The following is a 17,586-nucleotide window of genomic DNA, read 5'->3' on the forward strand; positions in this document are numbered from 1 at the left end:
ATGCTTTTGTTTACTTCATTCTATAAAGAGGCTTTTACTGAAAAATATTGAGTTTTCTCCGAAAAAAGCCAATATTACTTTCAGTTATGGAAACCTCTAAACGTTTTGCAAGGTTATGCCATAGTTTTGTCATCTCTTCTATGACAGCGGCATCCTCCATTTCTAGCACGGTTTTACCGGACTGGACAGCGATGCGAAATGCATCACTATAGGGAAGTTGGCCCATGATAGGAATGGCTTTACTGTGGCACCAGGCGATAATTTCTCGGGTATTTTCCCGATGCAGTGTACTCTTATTGATGCACACTGCTAAGGGGATTTTGAAATGGGCAACTAAATCGACTAAGCGCTTTAAATCATGTATGCTGGATAAGGAGGGTTCTACCACAGCCAGTGCTAAACTGGCACCCGATAAGGCGGCGATAGCTGGGCAGCCGATACCTGGAGGACCATCCGTGATCATGAGAGGGAATTTCTTAGCTTTTGCAATTTTTTTGCCTTCTTGTCGTACTTTACTAACCAGTTTTCCTGAGTTCTCCACCGATAAACCTAGTTCAGCATAGATTAACTGACCCAAATGAGTATCAGCAAAAAACCAATGACCAGCTTGTTTTTCCAGCATGGAAATCGCATGTTCAGGGCAATTGAAGGCACATACGCCGCATCCCTCACAATTAAGGGGTGTAGTGATGACACCCGCAGTAATGGCCCCAAAACGACATAAGTCAGTACATTGGCCGCAAGAGGTGCATTTGTTTTCATCAACATTTGGTTCAAAACCAGCTTTAAATTCATGGGTTTCACGGATGATGGCACCGCTGACTAAGTGAAGGTTAGCAGCGTCTACATCACAATCTATTAGCACTTTTTGTGACGACAGAAAGGCGAGGGCAGCACTGATGCTAGTTTTGCCAGTACCGCCTTTGCCGCTGACAATGACTAATTCTTTCATATTCCCTCACTCCCTTTGGCATTTAGTTGGCTCCAGATAGTAGCAGCGACAGCTTGAAATTCATCAGGTATGAAGCCGGCAGCATATTCTTTAGCAAAGGAGAAACTATGAGGTATTTTTGCCAATACTGGAATTTGGCGAATGCGGCACAAGGATTCAATACTTTCATCGCCAATATTTTCGTCACTTTTATTAATAACTACACCTGTAGGTATGTTGAGCAGATGGGTAATATTCATTGCCAATTCCAGATCGTGCTTGCCAAAGGGGGTGGGCTCAGTGACCAGAATGCAAAAGTCACTATCTTTGACGGCAGTAACCATAGAGCAGGAGGTACCAGGCGGACAATCAAGTAGGATATCACCCGCAAGATGAGAGACTTTTTCTTTTATGGCTTTGATAAGAGGCACAGCACTGGGGGTGCCGATATCTAATGAGCCACTTAGGAATTGAATAGCAGGAAAGATTGGTGAAGTTCCAGTCGTGATGGTGCCAATAAGTTTCTTAGCTTCTGTAATGGCACCTTGTTGACAAGCTAGAATGCAACCTCCGCAACTATGACATAATTCGTTAAATAATAGGGCTGCTCCGCCAGAAATTGCAATGGCATTAAATAGACAGACAGTTGAACAAGTTTCGCATCCATTACACAATTCTATATTAATTTGTGGTATCATGACCGCAACTTCTTGCCCTTGGTCTTGCCATTCTGGTTTGAGAAATAAATGACAGTTTGGTTCTTCCACGTCGCAGTCAATCAGGGTGATATCTGAATGAATGGAGGCGAGTAGTAGGGCTAGCGTAGTTTTACCTGTTCCACCCTTGCCACTGGCAATACTGATAAGCACATGGACTCCTCCTTTGGTATAGCTAAATTGAGATTACTCTTGCCTGGGAAACAGGCAAATTTGCAGATGTGGTGATTAGAATTACTCGGCTTTACGGTTCTGTTTGGCTATGTTCCGTAGGTTAGCAGCTTGTTCTTCTAGGTGAGCTGCCTGAACTTCTAAAGATTTTTGGTTCATAGTATTATTACTGCCAAAACCAAAAAATCTTCGCATATTGCATCCTAAAAATGTACCTTGGCAATTGCCACGACCGCGGCCCATTGGTCCATTACCCAACGGACCAGTTCCATCTCTTCTTGGCATAGTATTCACCTCCTTTTGAAAATTATGAAATATATTTCATAACTAGGCTAAAAAAAGTTATTTAACCTAACTTTCTCCCTGTTTTGCTAGATAATCTTTGATGGCCGCTTGTAAAGCAGCCACGCCCAAATTAGAACAGTGTTGTTTCCCTTCGGGTAAGCCGTCCAGGGCATTAATGATGTCTTGCTCCGTAAGCTCTAGAGCTTCTTTAATACTTTTTCCTTTTGCCAGCACTGTTGTCATGCTGCCAGAGGCAACTGCGGCGCCACAACCGAAAATAAGAAAACTGATCTCGTGAATGATTTCTTCCCGAATCTTAATAAACATCATGCAATGGTCGCCGCAGTCTGGTTCACCTATGGTTCCGATTCCATCAGCATCTGGCATTTGCCATGCGTTGCGGGGTGACATAAAATGATCAATCACTGTATCGGAATACATTGAATACCCCCTTATTATAATTACTTACTTGAAGCATATTTCATCATTACGTGAAATATGCTTAGCTATCGTCACGACTAACAGTGGAAGCTTGACATTGAGGGCAGGATAAATCATGGCAACGTTGTCCGGTACCGTGGGGTAAGGACCATTTGTGACCACAAGTATGGCAAATACAATGACGCAGATCTGCTTGAAATCGGTGAGCAATGCGAAAGTTACCACCATCTACCCGTAACGCATGTCCCTGCCACAAGGCAGCAGCTATTTTTTGATGAGCACTATTGACAATGCGGTGAAAAGTGGGCCGCGATACTTCCATGCGGTCAGCGGCTGATGCTTGATCTAGTTGTTCGATATCTGCTAGACGGATAGCCTCCATTTCTTCAATGGTTAATATGACTTCCTCAATGTCGCGCAGGGGAATCCCTACAGGTTTATAGTGAGTGGTAGGAGGCAGTTGTTCAACTCGGCGTTCTTTATGTGGACGACCCATAGTACTCCTTTCTAATTGTGAAATATATTTCATAATCAATATATAATATCCAAAGGAAAATGTCAAGAAAGGAAGAGGGTTTATATGTATCCGCTATCTTGGATTGCGAAAAACCAATTAGGTGATACAGCATTGTACCTTATGACTCTAAAAAATAGTTGTGGAATATATTTCATAACTAATATATAATTTTAGTAGGTTCCTTGTCAAGGTTATATTGTCATTTACTTAGTATCATTTTCAAGCCTAACACCAATAAGGTCAGACAAAGCAGGAGCGTAATCTTCCGTGATTTTGTTTTACCATTATACAATACTATTGTAGCATGTGCCAGGATGCCGTGGTGGCAGGGCAGATGCCTGGGGGATGATTCTTATAAACAACAATACTTATAAGGGGGGATTGATTTTGGTAAGTGGGGTATCCTATTTTCCTATTGGACTATTTACCAGCGTGATGGGGCTATGCGGTTTGTCGATTGCCTACCAGCGGTTTGAGCAAGTCTTAGGTTTACAAATTTTTGTTATTCTCGATGGCGCGGAATTTTACCAGGATAAACTTTTTTGTATCCTGGTGGGCATACACGTTCCCCATGTGCGCCGTAACGATTGCCACCACCCTGGCTTTTAAGTTTACAGGACTAATACTGTTTGCGTGGCTGGCGACTCTGTTATTGACGGTGACTACACTGATTGTTGCTATGGTAACGATAAAAACGATACATGCTTTTCGCCGTAACACGGTTTGTGTCTCGGACTAATGGGGGCAATTATCGCCTTATGCGGCAAGGCAGTGCGGAGGAATTTACCATAAGAAAATAGTTTGCCTCTCTCTCAATCATGTTGATAGCTTTATTAACGTATAAAATAATGAAAGAGAAGCAGTGAGTATAAGCTATCAAGCAAATCAATAAAAAACTTCGAGAGTCAAATGCTCTTGAAGTTTTTATATTTTTGCCCTGTATCTCTATTAGCGGAACATCAAGGGAGCTTTTGGATAGGCATTATTAGAATTATGGAGGCAAATGGTTAAAATGATGTATTACCAATTATAACATATATTTACATTTTTCGTCTTTTATGTTATATTTTCGCTGTAGAGGTGATGTTTTTTGAATGAAGATTTAATTAATGTTATTATATCCCCCATTAACAATGTGTGCGTAATTATCGTTATGGCTTATGTATTAAGCCATAGAAAATATTATTGGGAAATAGTTGAGGGAAAACGTAATACTAAAAACGAAGTTTTATTTACATTGACGTTTGGAATCTTTTCTCTTTACGGCGCTATTGCAGGCGGTATAGCTAATGTCAGAGTTCTTGGACCGATGCTTGCTGGGTTATTAGGTGGTCCCATTATTGGTGTTGGTGCTGGTTTGTTTAGTGGCGGGTACCGCTTATATGACTTACGATATGGAGCGGCAGAAGTTACTAATTCCGCAGTGTTGATAACGCTGCTTGCTGGATTGGCGGGTGGATTTGTACACAGATGGAAAAAAGGACAGCTGCCAGGGGTATGTGAAGCAGCAGTATTTGCTGCTAGTTTTGAAATATTCCATATGATACTGACTCTAATTATGGGACAATGGAGTGATGGAGTAATAGATATTGTTAAAAGATTTGCTATACCAATGACTGTTGCTCATACGGTTGGTGCTGCAATTTTTATTTTTGTTACAAGAAATGTGGTGAGCGCGCGTAAAAATCAAATTGAAAAAGATAATGCGCAAAGAGAGCTACAAAAAAGTGAAGAACGTTTTGCAACAGCCTTTAATCTCAATCCTAGTCCTATGTCGATAAGGACAATAGACGATGGACGATGTATTATGATTAATGACAGTTTTTTACGTACTTTTGAATATACACGCGAAGAAGTGATCGGAGAAACTTTAAGAAACCTACATATCTTGATTGATGATTACGATGAAATTGTTCAAGTATTACGTGAGGGAAAATCAATTCGAAATTTCGAAACACATGCCTATACTAAATCAGGAAAATTGCAAATAGGCCTACTTTTTTGCGAGTTAATTGACATTGGAGGTAAGCCATATACACTAAGCGTTTATATTGATATTAGTGAGAGAAAAAAATTGGAAGAGGCGCGACTAGAACGACTCAATCTGGTTGGATATATGTCCACAGGGATTGCCCATGAGATACGCAATCCACTGACTACTATTCGTGGTTTCATACAATTTCTTCGTGCAAAGAAGGATTTAATTCATTATAGTGAATACTTTGACCTAACGATTCAAGAGCTAGATCAAATCAATTCGATAATGAGTGAATTGATTCTATTAGCAAGATCTAAATCTGTAGATTTTACATTGATTAATCTCAATACATTGATATGTGGCTTGCTACCTTTAATAAAGGAGGACGGGATGGCTACGAACAAAGAAGTTGATGTGGATTTAGGAGATATTCCTGATCTACTTATGGATAAAAAGGAGATGAAACAGCTAATTTTAAAATTATCAAAAAATGGAATTGAATCAATGGAGGATAACGGAATTCTAAAAATTAGTACCTATATCGATAGCGGGGAAGTAGTTTTAAGCGTCCAGGATCGGGGTAAAGGTATGGATGCGGAGATGCTGAAAAAGATAGGAACTCCGTTTTTTTCAACGAAGGATACTGGAACTGGCTTAGGGCTTGCTATTTGTTATAGTATAGCGGAACGACATAGAGCAGTTATAGCGATAGAAAGCAGTTCAAAGGGAACAACCTTTTTGGTAAAATTCAAAATATAGGCATAAGGTTCAGAGGTGATAACTGATAATGATTTTGTAACGAGAAAGACTGGCTAAAAACAAATCTTAATAATAAATGTCCGAGAGGGAATTTTGCTATGAAAACAGTAAGCAATCAACTATTATGGGGTTATTATCCATATAATACTACTAGTCCTAATTTAAATTTTGCCGTTCGGACCATGAATCCAGCCGAAGCAACTGATGTTGTGAGCATTATACAAGAATGTTATGGTGACTCCTATTTTTACAAACAATATTACGATCCTGCGGAACTGGTTCGGGCAAATGAAAGTGGTTATTTAACGTCAGTTGTAGTTGTTACAGATAAGGGGGAGATTATCGGACATATGGCCCTTTTGCGAACAATAGATGACCCACAAATTGTTGAACCGATAATAGCTGTGGTTAAGCCTGCTTTTCGTAATCGTGGGGTATTGACAAAACTGGCGGAATATTTATATGTTTATAAAGATCCCAAGATGTTTCAAGGTGTAATCGGAATTTATATTCCACCTGTTACCAAGCATATATTTTCTCAAAAGCAAGTTTATCATCACGGCTTTAAAGATTGTGGAATTTGGTTAGGCTATCTTCCTGATGCTGAGTTTATAGAAATTAGTACTGAACAATCACAGCGTTTAACATTAGTGTTAACTTATATGTACATTGTAAAGCCTAAAACACTGATTATCTATCCTCCACAGAAACATAAAAACATGGTTAAGAACTTATTTAAAAATATTGGCGTAGCTCGTGTTCAGTGCCGAATACCAGAAAAAAAATCAGAAAACGATGTAAATAGCCAGTCAGATTTTAGAATTAAAGCTGACAAGAAATTAAGACAGGCAATCGTAAAGATCGTACGATATGGAAAAAAGATAATTCCGGAAATTAGTGCAATGTTAAGTAAATTTTGTTCTGAGAAATTTGTTGTAATTCATTTGTACTTAAGCCTAAACGATCCTTTGACCTATTATCTGACACCTGAATTTGAAAAGATGGGATTCTTTTTTGCCGGAATAATGCCGGGAACTGCTTGTAAAGATGCTTTGGTTTTACAATATTTGAATAATATTGCAATTGATTATAATAAAATTTTATTAATCAATAACAATGCCAAAGAAATTCTTTCTTATATAAAAAAAGAAAGAAATTGTTAATCTGTTATCTTGAGAAAAAATTCAACAACATCAAGTAAAAGTGTATGAGGGGATTCTTAGCCGGGTCGCTCAAACAATTTAAATAACCTATAATTAGAATAGGGGGATAGAAAAAATACCATTATTTATCAGTAGCAGTAAAAGATAAATAATGGTGTTTTTTCTAATCAGGATTCAGAGCTGTCAAAGTTGCGAAGGACAATGGGGAAGGAGAAATTTAGATGAGAAAGTTACTAACAGGTAATGAAGCTGTGGCTCAAGGGGCATACGAAGCAGGAGTGACTTTTGCTGCTGCTTACCCTGGTACTCCCAGCACGGAAATATTGGAGAATATTGCAGAATTTAAAAAGGATATTATTGCTGAATGGGCACCTAATGAAAAGGTAGCTTTGGAAAGTGCCATTGGTGCCTCTATTGCAGGGGCAAGGTCATTAGCAGCAATGAAAATGGTTGGGGTAAATGTTGCTGCAGATCCTCTTTTTAGCTTTGCCTATACGGGAGTGAATGGGGGAATGCTGCTGATCACTGCTGATGATCCTGGTCTACATTCGTCACAGAATGAACAAGACAACAGATACTATGCCAAATTTGCTAAGATCCCAATGATTGAACCAAGTGACAGTCAAGAATCGAAAGATATGATCAAAGTGGCTATGGAAATTAGTGAAAAGTTTGATACACCTGTATTAATGAGAATGACGACACGGGTTTGTCACAGTAAAAGTATAGTGGAAATCGGCGAGCGTCAAGAAGTAGGCAAAAAGCCATATGTGAAGAACCTTGCTAAATACGATTTAATGCCTGCAATTTCGCGAAAATTACGGGCTCAGTTGAACGGAAGACTTAAAGAATTAGAGCAATATTCTAACGAGACAAGCCTCAATTATTTTGAATGGAACGAAAGTAAAATTGGGATTATCACTTCGGGGATTGCTTACCAACATACTAAAGAAGTATTTGACGATACCGTTTCTTATTTAAAACTTGGTTTCACCTATCCGCTGCCACTGATGAAAATAAGGGAATTTGCTACGAAGATGGAAACACTCTATATTGTGGAAGAGTTGGAACCTTACTTAGAAGAACAAATTAAGCAAGCCGGTATTGCTTGTATCGGTAAAGAAAAAATTCCCAATATGTATGAATTAAATCCAGATATTATAGCCAAAAGTTTGATTGGTACAGAAAGACAGAGAGTTCAGTACGATTCTGCTTCTATTGCTTCTAGGCCGCCAGTCCTTTGTGCTGGTTGCCCACATCGTGGTTTTTTTTATGAGTTGTCTAAGATTAGAAATGTTATGGTTTCTGGAGATATCGGTTGCTATGCATTAGGAGGATCTGCTCCTCTTAGTGCCAAAGATAGCGCTATTTGCATGGGAGGAGCTCCGAGTATAGCACATGGAGCACAAAAGATTTTCAACAAGTTTAACGAAAACATGCGAGTAGTTGCTACAATTGGAGACTCGACCTTCTTCCACACGGGAATAAACAGTATCATGGATATTGCGTATAACAACAGCAATACAATTACCTGTATTCTAGATAATCGAATTACCGGGATGACCGGTCACCAAGATCATCCTGGTACTGGTTTTACTCTTCAGGGAATGCCGACAAAGGCTCTAGATATTGCTGCTGTGGTGAAAGCAGTGGGGATTGATCATGTGCGAGTAATCAACCCACTGATACTTTCTACAGTGAAATCAGCGTTAGAGTGGGCGCTTAGTCTTGATGAACCATCGGTTATCATTACGCGATGGCCGTGTGTTCTAAAAAAACAATCTCAGATCGATAAGGATGAATTTGGGAATTACATGTCGACTTGTGAAGTAAAAGAGGAAAAATGTATTGGTTGTAAGTTGTGCATTTGGACGGGCTGCCCGGCTTTAAGATTTGATAAAGGCGCTAGGAAAGCAAAAATAGATCCGGTTCAATGTGTTGCATGCCAGGTATGCGTTCAAGTATGCCCCCAAAAAGCAATTTCAAGGGTGGGGGAATAAAATGGATGTTAAAAATATACTTTTAGTAGGTGTAGGAGGGCAAGGGACCATTCTTGCAAGTAAAATATTGTCGGATGGTTTGATTACCGCAGGATATGATGTAAAAATGTCTGAAGTTCATGGCATGGCACAACGCGGTGGTAGTGTCAGTACTCAAGTTAGATATGGCAAGAAGGTCTATTCCCCGATAATTGGCAAGGGGCAAGCGGATATATTAGTTGCTTTTGAGACTATGGAAGCATTGCGCTGGTTAGAATATATCAATCCTAAGGGAACTGCGATTGTCAATGATTATCAGATTCCTTTCGCCCTTATTCTTATGGGGCAAATTGATTACCCAGATGGTATACTGGAGCTGATTCAGCAAAAAGTGAAGACAACAGTGCTGAAAGCCGCTGAAATTGCAGTACAACTTGGCAATGCCAAGACTATGAATATCGTATTATTTGGTGCTTTAGTAAAAGCCATGAGTTTGGAGAATATTGACTGGGAGCAGGCCATTAGGAATCATGTTAAAGCTAAAACAGTTGATATCAACCTTGAAGCCTTTCATGCAGGACTTACAGGGGACAGGTTTCTCGTCCCCAAAATAAACGCAACAACATAAACGCAACAACATTAAAGCCGAATCCCTGACCATAAGGGATTCGGCTTTAATTCTCTAATTCTTTATCATTTTTTCATAGTCTTAATCAAAGTAGTTAATTGTTCACAATATATAATTGGAAGAGTATTCTATTGCTATTTGCGGATGTATTGGGTAAAATACTATTAGAATCACAAAATATAACGGAAGGAAAAGGGTATTACGAACATGCGCAAATAATCTTTTTTAGTAAATCAAATGAGAGAGCATTCCTGTATTAATACGCAGGATTCTGTTCATGTGCTCATTTGAATTCTAGAGAGGATTATGTATAGGTGCGTGTTGCTACGCTCTTTTTTCTGTACGTATGTCCTCTCTTTGCAAAAAGGAGAGGTTTTTTTGTTAATATTAGAATTAAAAGATATTGTGAAATCCGTTGGGGATCGCTGCTTATTTAAAATTGATGATTTAAAGGTATATTCGAAAGATCGTATCGGTATTGTTGGTTCCAATGGAGTAGGGAAAACTACTCTGCTAAAAATCATGGCAGGTTTAATGCAGCCTGATGAAGGGAAGGTTGTTCAGTATCGCACCCCTTCTTATATTGCTCAGCTAGATGGCAGTTATGAGCAGGAAGATGGTATGAATCCAGGTCTTGCTCATCAATTCCAAATTGGGATGCAGTATGAGAAGACAATGAGCGGGGGAGAAAAGACTCGCTATCGACTTGCTTTAGCGCTTAGTAAAGACACTGCTTTCTTGCTAGCTGATGAGCCAACAGCAAACTTGGATATTAAGGGAACTGAACTTGTGCAGCAAAAGCTGCGAGAATTTCAAGGGGCCTTTGTCATTGTTTCCCACGATCGGGAATTGCTTGACATGGTTTGTACTAGTATATGGGAGATACAGGAGGGAGAAATCAAGGTTTACACAGGTAATTATCAACAGTACCTTGCCGACAAAGAGGTGAAGAAAGCGCAGCAAGCCCGAGAATATGAAAATTATCTTGTAGAGAAGAAAAAACTAGAGGCTGGGGCAGCCGACCGCAGGCAGCAGGCAGTATCCATGAGAAAAACTCCAAGCCGGATGGGAAATTCGGAAGCACGACTACACAAAATGGGGAATCAAAAAGCAAAAGCGAACTTGTATAAAGCCGTAAAAGCCATGGAAACACGAATGAGTCAGCTAGAGGTCAAGGATAAACCCAAAAGTAATCCTAAGGTGATATTTGATTTGGAGAATACCGATGATCTATACAGCAAAATGGTGCTGCGGGCAGAAGGGATAAGCAAATTCTTTGACAATCGCAGATTGTATGATCAGGCTGAATTTAGCATTTTTAACGGTTATAAGGTAGCTCTGATTGGCGATAACGGCTGCGGAAAAACAACGTTAATGAATATGATTCTGTCATACGCTGAAGGGATCTATGTTGCACCCAAGGTACGCTTTGGATATTTCAGCCAGGCGATAGAGGGGCTTGATCTAGATAAATCGATACTGGTAAATGTGATGACAGATAGTATCTATGATGAGAACTTCGTGAGAAGCCTGCTGGCACAGTTGCTATTTCGCCGGGATGATGTGTATAAAAAAGTTGCCGTATTGAGCGGAGGCGAGAGAACACGTGTCGCTCTAGCCCAAATTATGGTGAGCAAAGCAAATGTTCTACTGTTGGATGAACCAACAAATTACTTGGATTTACCATCTTTGGCAGCACTTGAAGCTGTGTTGGCAGAGTATAAAGGGACAATACTGCTGGCTTCTCATGACCGAAAATTTATTAATTCCATCGCTACCCATCTCATGCTATTTGATTCTGGAAAGCTTCGGCTTTTTTCTGGGAATTATGAAGAATATCTCCAATATAAACAGGAGGAGAAGATGGATTCAGCTAAAGAGGGACGACTTTTACTAGAGCATCGTCTGGCCGAAGTGCTTAGTAAATTATCTGTTGCTAAAGACAGAAACATCATAGATCATTTAGACAAGGAGTATCGTGAATTACTCTTAAAATTGAAATAGCCACGATCCTGATTGCTAGAAAGTAAGCAATTATAATGCAGCTTAATTGTGCTTACCAATATCAGTAGGAATGTAGAGAAAGCCACTATTTATCTATAAAAGTAAATAGTGGCTTTCTCTATATAAGTTAAGATTTAAAGTGGATAGGAGGCTTATTCCTCCACAGTAAACATTGCATAGGTTATAGTCATAAAAATTGCTAGGAGTGAAGTTATTTCGTTAGTTGAACGTTTCACTTGAGGGCTTCATATTATACATAAATATAAAGCTATGACGGTTGAGGAGGATAAGAAGGTGGATGGTATGGCTTACGAAAGAATGCCTTTGATAGGAGATACATTTCCTGAAATGATAGTAAAGACTACCCAGGGAGACATTAAACTACCTGGAGATTATTCAGGAAAATGGCTAATGCTCTTTAGTCATCCTGGTGATTTTACACCCGTTTGCACCACTGAATTTGTAGCATTTGAAACAAGACGGGAAGATTTCTGTAAGTTAAATACGGAGCTAATGGGATTATCCATCGATCAAGTGTTTGCGCATTTAAAATGGATTGAGTGGATATATGATAATTTACAAGTTGAAATTCAATTTCCAATTATCGCTGATGATCAGGGGAATGTTGCCAAGCGATTGGGTATGATTCATCCTAATAAGGGAACAAATACTGTTAGAGCTGTATTCATTATAGACAATAAAGGAATCATTAGAGCCATTTTGTATTATCCTCAAGAAGTTGGACGAAATATAAGCGAAATCTTGAGATTGATACATGCCCTCCAGGTAACGAGTAACTATCAAGTGGCGACTCCAGCGAATTGGCCTCAGAATAATTTGATTGGCAGTAATGTTATTATACCTCCAGCAAATACAGAAAAAATCGCCAAAGAAAGGTTAGAAGAAGATGAATATGGCGAAATAAGTTGTTTTGATTGGTGGTTCTGTCATTATAATTTAAACTCAAAAAATCAAGTAAAATGTCCGAATGATAGATATTCTGTCCATAAGAAGAGGTATTAATTAAAGGTAGTGATAATTATCAATAGAATCAAGCTTATAGAATGACACTCCTATGAGGTGTAAATTCATTTCACGAACTATTAAAAAGTGCGATTTCGTTAGGTAGACATAAAAAGAGAAGACTCCTATAACCAGAACTGAAGGTTGTAGGAGTCTTCTCTTTTTCTAGATAAAACAGGCTGATCCAGCACAACGCACTGGCATAGGATAAAGTGAAAATGTTCCCGATTCACAGAGACGCCTCATACTCCTGACGTAAAATCAATTTGTTCCGCGCTTTCCGGAAAATCGATTAACGGATTCCGATTACCCTGCAACTCATAGATTGCCCGATTTCGGTGTTTCTCATGAATCGTAACCGGATGCTCCTTATGCCAGTTCAGCAGCAGTTCCACATTGACCTTTTCTTTTCCAATTTTGCTGGGGTAACGAAGCAGGAAATACAGCACTGCTCTCGCTACTTCCCCTTTACCGTTTTCCGGCTCAAATCGAATGTTTCCTCCACGCTTGCCGCATTCGTTACGAAGTTGTTCCCGATATGCTTCGGGGTTATAGTCGGCAAAGTCAAAGTACGGAATGTTACTCCTGAAGCTGTTGCAGTCCGATTCGCACGTAAACAGATGATGCAGATCGCTGACCATGGGACTTTTTTTGTTAAACCAGGACTGAGGCACAACATGCTCTGTATTGAATTGCATTTTCTCCTCGAACATTTCTTCAAGACTTTCTTCATCCAGCCGTTCAAGAGATTCTTTATTCTCCAAAAATTCTTTTCTTAGCTGCTCTATTCGAAAGTCCTCCTGAATCAGCATTTCCGGATCAAGCTTATTACCCGAATAGATGCTGCGAAGAGTTCTGTCCTCGTGTAAATCGACCTCTGAATACAAGTGATTTCGGCTCTGCTTGTACGTAAATATGGTGGTATGTGTGTCAAGCAGCAAACCATGCAGTTGCCGAAACAATTGAGTTCCATTCCCCTGAAATTGAATCGAGCGATAGTAATTTACGATATCTAATTTATCCTTCTCGGCATCGTAATAAGGCTGCTCCTCCTCTAGCTTGAATTGGTTCAAGCTCAGTCTGAGCAGCGTTCGTTCCAATGTATTTTCGTTTGCCAAGTAGACAGGAGTAAGCCAAGCCCTCCCACGTTCCTGTTCCTGGCTTTCATCCTTATAGATTACCCGCAGAACAAGAGGAGCATGATCTGAAATATTCTTTACAAAATCTGCTATAGTCTTATCCAACCTAACAATGGCAGCGTCATCCGTCTGACCATCGTTTTGGATCGAACCCGTCTTCATGTCTTTGGTGATGATAATGTGGTCGATTAGCGAATGAGGAGCTTTTAAATAGGAGATATGACCAGCTAGAGCATCGTCAGTCGTCAACGTTATGACAGAAGGTGAATTCATTACAGATGTAAGAGAAGTACTGCCTGCATCATCATTCAAATCGCCTCCCAGTACGATCGGCAAATGCTTAAATTTGTCATCCTGTTTCAAATCTTCGATGATAACGGCCAGTGTCTCAGCCGCTGCCGTTCGTCTTTGCTTACTGATCTTATCCCTCATGGCCTTTAGGTGAACAACGATCATCAGAAACTGGACATCCTTCTTCTCTTCCTTTACGGTACATAAAGCAAATAATGGTTCCCGTTTTTTAGGGAATGCGGGCTTTCCATTGACTGTTGACCGGAGCAGTTTACTGTATCGGTGGTTGATGTCATCTTTCAATTCCACTTTCGTGGTAGTAGTATCGAACAATACAGCCAAATCCTGAGCACCCTCTGCTTCCAGATACACATAATCCATTGCCGCTCCCCGATCTTTGAGAGTGTTTACCAGTTGTTCTAACGCACCTTTTTCCACTTCTACTAAGCCCAACGTATCCATAGACATATCCGCTACAATCTGAGCGACAGCTTTAACTCGTTGTTCTTGAACAGTATTATTGAAATTCTCGATATTCCAGAAGCCGATATCGGCAAAGCGTTTATCACCCTTGAAGGTCGGTATTTCTATCTCTGCAAGATCATCTGGATTGTCAATCAAACCTTCCACATCGTAAAAGCCTAAATAGGGAGAAGTGCCCTCCAGCTTTTGTGTCAACCGGAGTGCTCCAGAATCTCCTACCTGTGCCAGGGCCACTAATTTGCTGACAATGGCTGAAATACGAATTCCTTCGTTTATCGCATTTTGCTGCGATTTGTCTGTATACCACCCGGCATGGTGTAGTGCAACCAGTTGCCATTGGTTATTGAACACAGCCGATCCAGAGGACCCCGGTTCCGTATCGGTCGTATAATGAATGACTTTGTCATATACATAGCTGATTGTATTGTCCTGAAGCGCAACTTCCTTTTTTCTCCCCTTGGGATGCTGAATAATATTGGCATATTCCCCTCGGGTAATGGTTGTAGGGCTTCTGAGAAGCTTGATAGGGATAATGTCGTCACTCCCGCTTGAATCGCAGCCCACGATCGTAAAGTCTAATTCTTCGAATGGAGAAGTGATAAACAAATCGCTTGGCTTCAGTTTCACTTTAATAGGGTTTTGATTGTCCTCGTAACCAAATTCCGCAAAGCAGTTTTCAGCTTCATCAGCACTTTGAATAACATGATGATTCGTCATCACAACCCACTTATCGATCAGGAAGCCTGTTCCAAAGCCTGAGGGCGTGACAATTCGGCAAATCGACTTTGCTCTCTCTACGCCCTTGCTTAGAAAATCAATCGGCAGCAGGTTGCTTTCTTTGTTGATTTTCTCCAGTATGAGTGTTTCGGTTTCCCTTCTTAACTCCTCATTGTTGTCCCAAGCATGCTCGTCTGGGGTCAAATGCAGGATGGAAACTGCTCGGCGTTTTACCAGATCACGATAATCGTCTGGTGACAGCGGAGCAGCATTGGATAATGCATATTGACTGCCGACTAAGGAAATCGATTTGTTTTTGGGTTCGCTTGTTGTAATCAATTGATTGTGCCCCTTTCAACTTTTCTGTTGTCCCACTCTTCATTCAATAAATTGCAGAAGTCGTCAGGAGATAACAAGGGTACGCTGACTGCCAGTGAGAGAAATTAGGTCTTACGATATAATCACCTGAAATTTTCTTCATGGTACTTTGGCTGTGCAGCGCGATCCTGAGTTCCTGCAAGGACAAGGGATGGCTCTAAATGCCTTCTGCCTGAAGTTCTTTCGGCAATACTCTCAGCATGCAAAGTTTAATATCATTTTGGCTCATAGCTCAGTTAGCACCTTCCTCTTCAAATATTACTTTTTTATTCCTTCCCTTTTCTTAGAAATATATTCGGCTGCTAATCATCCAATTCTTTATGTAAGGTACTGCTGATTCTTGTCGTACCTGTATAAAATTTTGACAAGTGAAAAGGGAGTATAGCACGCTGGAGTAAATAGTAGCAAAACAGCGTTATAGAACCTCCATATTCTGAGTAGTATGCGATTAAATGGGAGAAACGTGTAGATTTGATGCCTTAAGAATGCAATATTTACCTGTATATGAGTTTAATATATTACTAAACATATTAGCAGGGGCGTAGGCATAGAATATTTGCTTAGAGGTAATCAAATGAGCGATCAGGATGCCCATAAGGATGGATTCGAAATTTTTGTTTGAACAATTAGCTAGAAAGGAAAATGAAGATGCTTATATAGCCACGCAAATGAGAAAGTCATTTGCTGCATAACATTTTCAAATATGAGATCAAAATGTTTCTTAAAGTTGATAAAGTGCTGAATTCTCATCAAGAGTTGGAAATCAAAGTATTAATAGAAAAGGATTTTTCCAAGAACCAATGGGCTATGGAGCAGTGGTTCAAAAAAGTAATTCACGCATAAGTACTGTCCAATTTAGATTAAAAAATGAGGAGGCAAAAAAATGCCTGATTATCGATTAATTCCTTACACAATTGAATCTGTAACGGATACAGTAAATGAAATTCCAGAAGGGGTCAAAATGATCCAGGCTCCAGAAATTTGGGCGGAAAGCAAGAAGGGAGCGGGTGTTGTTGTAGCAGTCATCGACAGCGGCTGCGAAATCGACCATCGGGATTTGAAAGATTGTATTATTGGCAAACGAAATTTTACAGATGAAGGCAGTCAGGAAGATGTCACAGATAGCAGCGGTCATGGTACTCATGTGGCCGGAACTATTGCCGCAATTGAAAACAGAAGCGGGGTTGTGGGGGTTGCTCCTCAGGCCAAATTACTGATTGCAAAAGTGATGAAGCAGTATATAGAGAACGGGGAGACATCTTATGGCGCATCCAACAAAAGTATTATTGAAGCAATTCGCTTCTGTGTTGCATGGCGAGGACCAAATCAGGAACGGGTACGGGTAATTAATATGTCACTAGGTGGAAAGAGCCATGATGCTGAACTGCACAAGGCTGTTCAAGAAGCGGTTCAAAACGATATTGTTGTTATATGCGCAGCAGGAAATGAGGGCGATATAAACCGAGGGGGCGATTGCAGTCCGGTAGGAGACGAGCTTAGCTACCCTGGAGCGTATCCGGAAGTTTTATCTATAGGTGCTATTGACCTGAAAGGAAAATTTCCGTGCTTCACGAATACAAATTTGGAGGTGGATTTGGTCGCACCAGGAGTTAATATCATGTCCACATACAACAATCCTGAATATGCTACACTTAGTGGGACTTCAATGGCTGCTCCTCATGTAGCTGGAGCAACAGCACTATTGATTAATCTGTGTGAGAAGAAATTTGGAAGGGCTTTCACCGAGCCGGAAATATATGCTCAGTTAATTAAGCGTACTCATGCCCTGGGAAACGATCCAAAGCTTGAAGGAAATGGACTGCTTACCCTTCTGGGTCCATGTGCGGTTACTGCCGGAGCATCTCCTTCAGTTAAACTAAAAGAACCTGCATTATCCCATTCTTAATTGCACTTGGTTATTTAAGGAACGGCTATGAGCGGCAATGGTATAGGTTCCGACAATTTAATTGGGAGTTTTCTGTA

At 40.2% G+C, this 17,586-nt stretch carries 16 protein-coding genes; 10 read left to right on the top strand and 6 right to left on the bottom strand.

All coding sequences use genetic code 11. The features are described 5' to 3' along the window. Window positions 1–34 precede the first annotated feature (34 nt). The 5 genes from LMF89_RS13055 to LMF89_RS13075 all read right to left on the bottom strand — a co-directional run bounded on the left by LMF89_RS13055 (window position 35) and on the right by LMF89_RS13075 (window position 3,040). Window positions 35–952, bottom strand: coding sequence for an ATP-binding protein (locus LMF89_RS13055; protein WP_229535473.1), 918 nt, complete (start codon window positions 950–952; stop codon window positions 35–37). Beyond that, complete coding sequence (locus tag LMF89_RS13060) at window positions 949–1,800, bottom strand: nucleotide-binding protein (protein ID WP_229535474.1); 852 nt, start codon at window positions 1,798–1,800, stop codon at window positions 949–951. The genes LMF89_RS13055 and LMF89_RS13060 overlap by 4 nt, the downstream gene beginning before the upstream one ends. Before the next feature lie 81 nt (window positions 1,801–1,881). Continuing rightward, window positions 1,882–2,103, bottom strand: coding sequence for a DUF5320 domain-containing protein (locus LMF89_RS13065; protein ID WP_229535475.1), 222 nt, complete (start codon window positions 2,101–2,103; stop codon window positions 1,882–1,884). Window positions 2,104–2,169: 66 nt separating this feature from the next. Beyond that, on the bottom strand, window positions 2,170–2,544 hold the full coding sequence (locus tag LMF89_RS13070; protein ID WP_229535476.1) for an iron-sulfur cluster assembly scaffold protein: 375 nt from the start codon (window positions 2,542–2,544) through the stop codon (window positions 2,170–2,172). Between the two features lie 61 nt (window positions 2,545–2,605). Continuing rightward, window positions 2,606–3,040 carry a DUF134 domain-containing protein gene (locus LMF89_RS13075; protein WP_007960440.1) on the bottom strand — a complete coding sequence of 145 codons (435 nt, stop codon included), beginning with the start codon at window positions 3,038–3,040 and terminating at the stop codon, window positions 2,606–2,608. A gap of 408 nt (window positions 3,041–3,448) precedes the next feature. Here LMF89_RS13075 and LMF89_RS13080 point away from each other — a divergent pair, with 408 nt between their 5' ends. The 8 genes from LMF89_RS13080 (at window position 3,449) to LMF89_RS13110 (ending at window position 12,595) form a co-directional block, all read left to right on the top strand. After that, on the top strand, window positions 3,449–3,670 hold the full coding sequence (locus LMF89_RS13080) for a hypothetical protein (RefSeq protein WP_229535477.1): 222 nt from the start codon (window positions 3,449–3,451) through the stop codon (window positions 3,668–3,670). Continuing rightward, complete coding sequence (locus LMF89_RS26220) at window positions 3,573–3,800, top strand: SLAC1 family transporter (RefSeq protein WP_369412603.1); 228 nt, start codon at window positions 3,573–3,575, stop codon at window positions 3,798–3,800. Before LMF89_RS13080 ends, LMF89_RS26220 begins: the two co-directional genes overlap by 98 nt. A gap of 351 nt (window positions 3,801–4,151) precedes the next feature. Then, on the top strand, window positions 4,152–5,798 hold the full coding sequence (locus LMF89_RS13085; protein ID WP_229535478.1) for a LytS/YhcK type 5TM receptor domain-containing protein: 1,647 nt from the start codon (window positions 4,152–4,154) through the stop codon (window positions 5,796–5,798). A gap of 98 nt (window positions 5,799–5,896) precedes the next feature. Continuing rightward, window positions 5,897–6,961, top strand: coding sequence for a GNAT family N-acetyltransferase (locus LMF89_RS13090; RefSeq protein WP_229535479.1), 1,065 nt, complete (start codon window positions 5,897–5,899; stop codon window positions 6,959–6,961). 221 nt (window positions 6,962–7,182) lie between these two features. Next, on the top strand, window positions 7,183–8,961 hold the full coding sequence (gene iorA / locus LMF89_RS13095) for an indolepyruvate ferredoxin oxidoreductase subunit alpha (RefSeq protein ID WP_229535480.1): 1,779 nt from the start codon (window positions 7,183–7,185) through the stop codon (window positions 8,959–8,961). 1 nt (window position 8,962) lies between these two features. Next, window positions 8,963–9,568 carry an indolepyruvate oxidoreductase subunit beta gene (locus LMF89_RS13100; RefSeq protein WP_229535481.1) on the top strand — a complete coding sequence of 202 codons (606 nt, stop codon included), beginning with the start codon at window positions 8,963–8,965 and terminating at the stop codon, window positions 9,566–9,568. Between the two features lie 378 nt (window positions 9,569–9,946). Next, window positions 9,947–11,572: a ribosomal protection-like ABC-F family protein gene (abc-f, locus tag LMF89_RS13105; protein ID WP_229535482.1), complete on the top strand. Its 1,626-nt coding sequence runs from the start codon at window positions 9,947–9,949 to the stop codon at window positions 11,570–11,572. 303 nt (window positions 11,573–11,875) lie between these two features. Beyond that, window positions 11,876–12,595 (top strand): peroxiredoxin, encoded by a 720-nt coding sequence (locus tag LMF89_RS13110; protein WP_229535537.1) that lies wholly within the window; start codon window positions 11,876–11,878, stop codon window positions 12,593–12,595. Between the two features lie 242 nt (window positions 12,596–12,837). Here LMF89_RS13110 and LMF89_RS13115 read toward each other — a convergent pair whose 3' ends face one another. After that, on the bottom strand, window positions 12,838–15,564 hold the full coding sequence (locus LMF89_RS13115; RefSeq protein ID WP_369412600.1) for an endonuclease: 2,727 nt from the start codon (window positions 15,562–15,564) through the stop codon (window positions 12,838–12,840). Between the two features lie 753 nt (window positions 15,565–16,317). Here LMF89_RS13115 and LMF89_RS25800 point away from each other — a divergent pair. Both LMF89_RS25800 and LMF89_RS13120 read left to right on the top strand, forming a co-directional pair. After that, the gene (locus LMF89_RS25800; protein ID WP_255711312.1) at window positions 16,318–16,446 is read left to right on the top strand and encodes a hypothetical protein; all 129 of its coding nucleotides are present in this window, start codon (window positions 16,318–16,320) and stop codon (window positions 16,444–16,446) included. A gap of 40 nt (window positions 16,447–16,486) precedes the next feature. Next, window positions 16,487–17,509, top strand: a complete 1,023-nt coding sequence (locus LMF89_RS13120; RefSeq protein ID WP_304622604.1) for a S8 family peptidase — start codon at window positions 16,487–16,489, stop codon at window positions 17,507–17,509. Window positions 17,510–17,586 lie beyond the last annotated feature (77 nt).

This window comes from Pelosinus baikalensis, from assembly GCF_020819555.1.
In the GTDB taxonomy this organism is placed as follows: domain Bacteria; phylum Bacillota; class Negativicutes; order DSM-13327; family DSM-13327; genus Pelosinus; species Pelosinus baikalensis.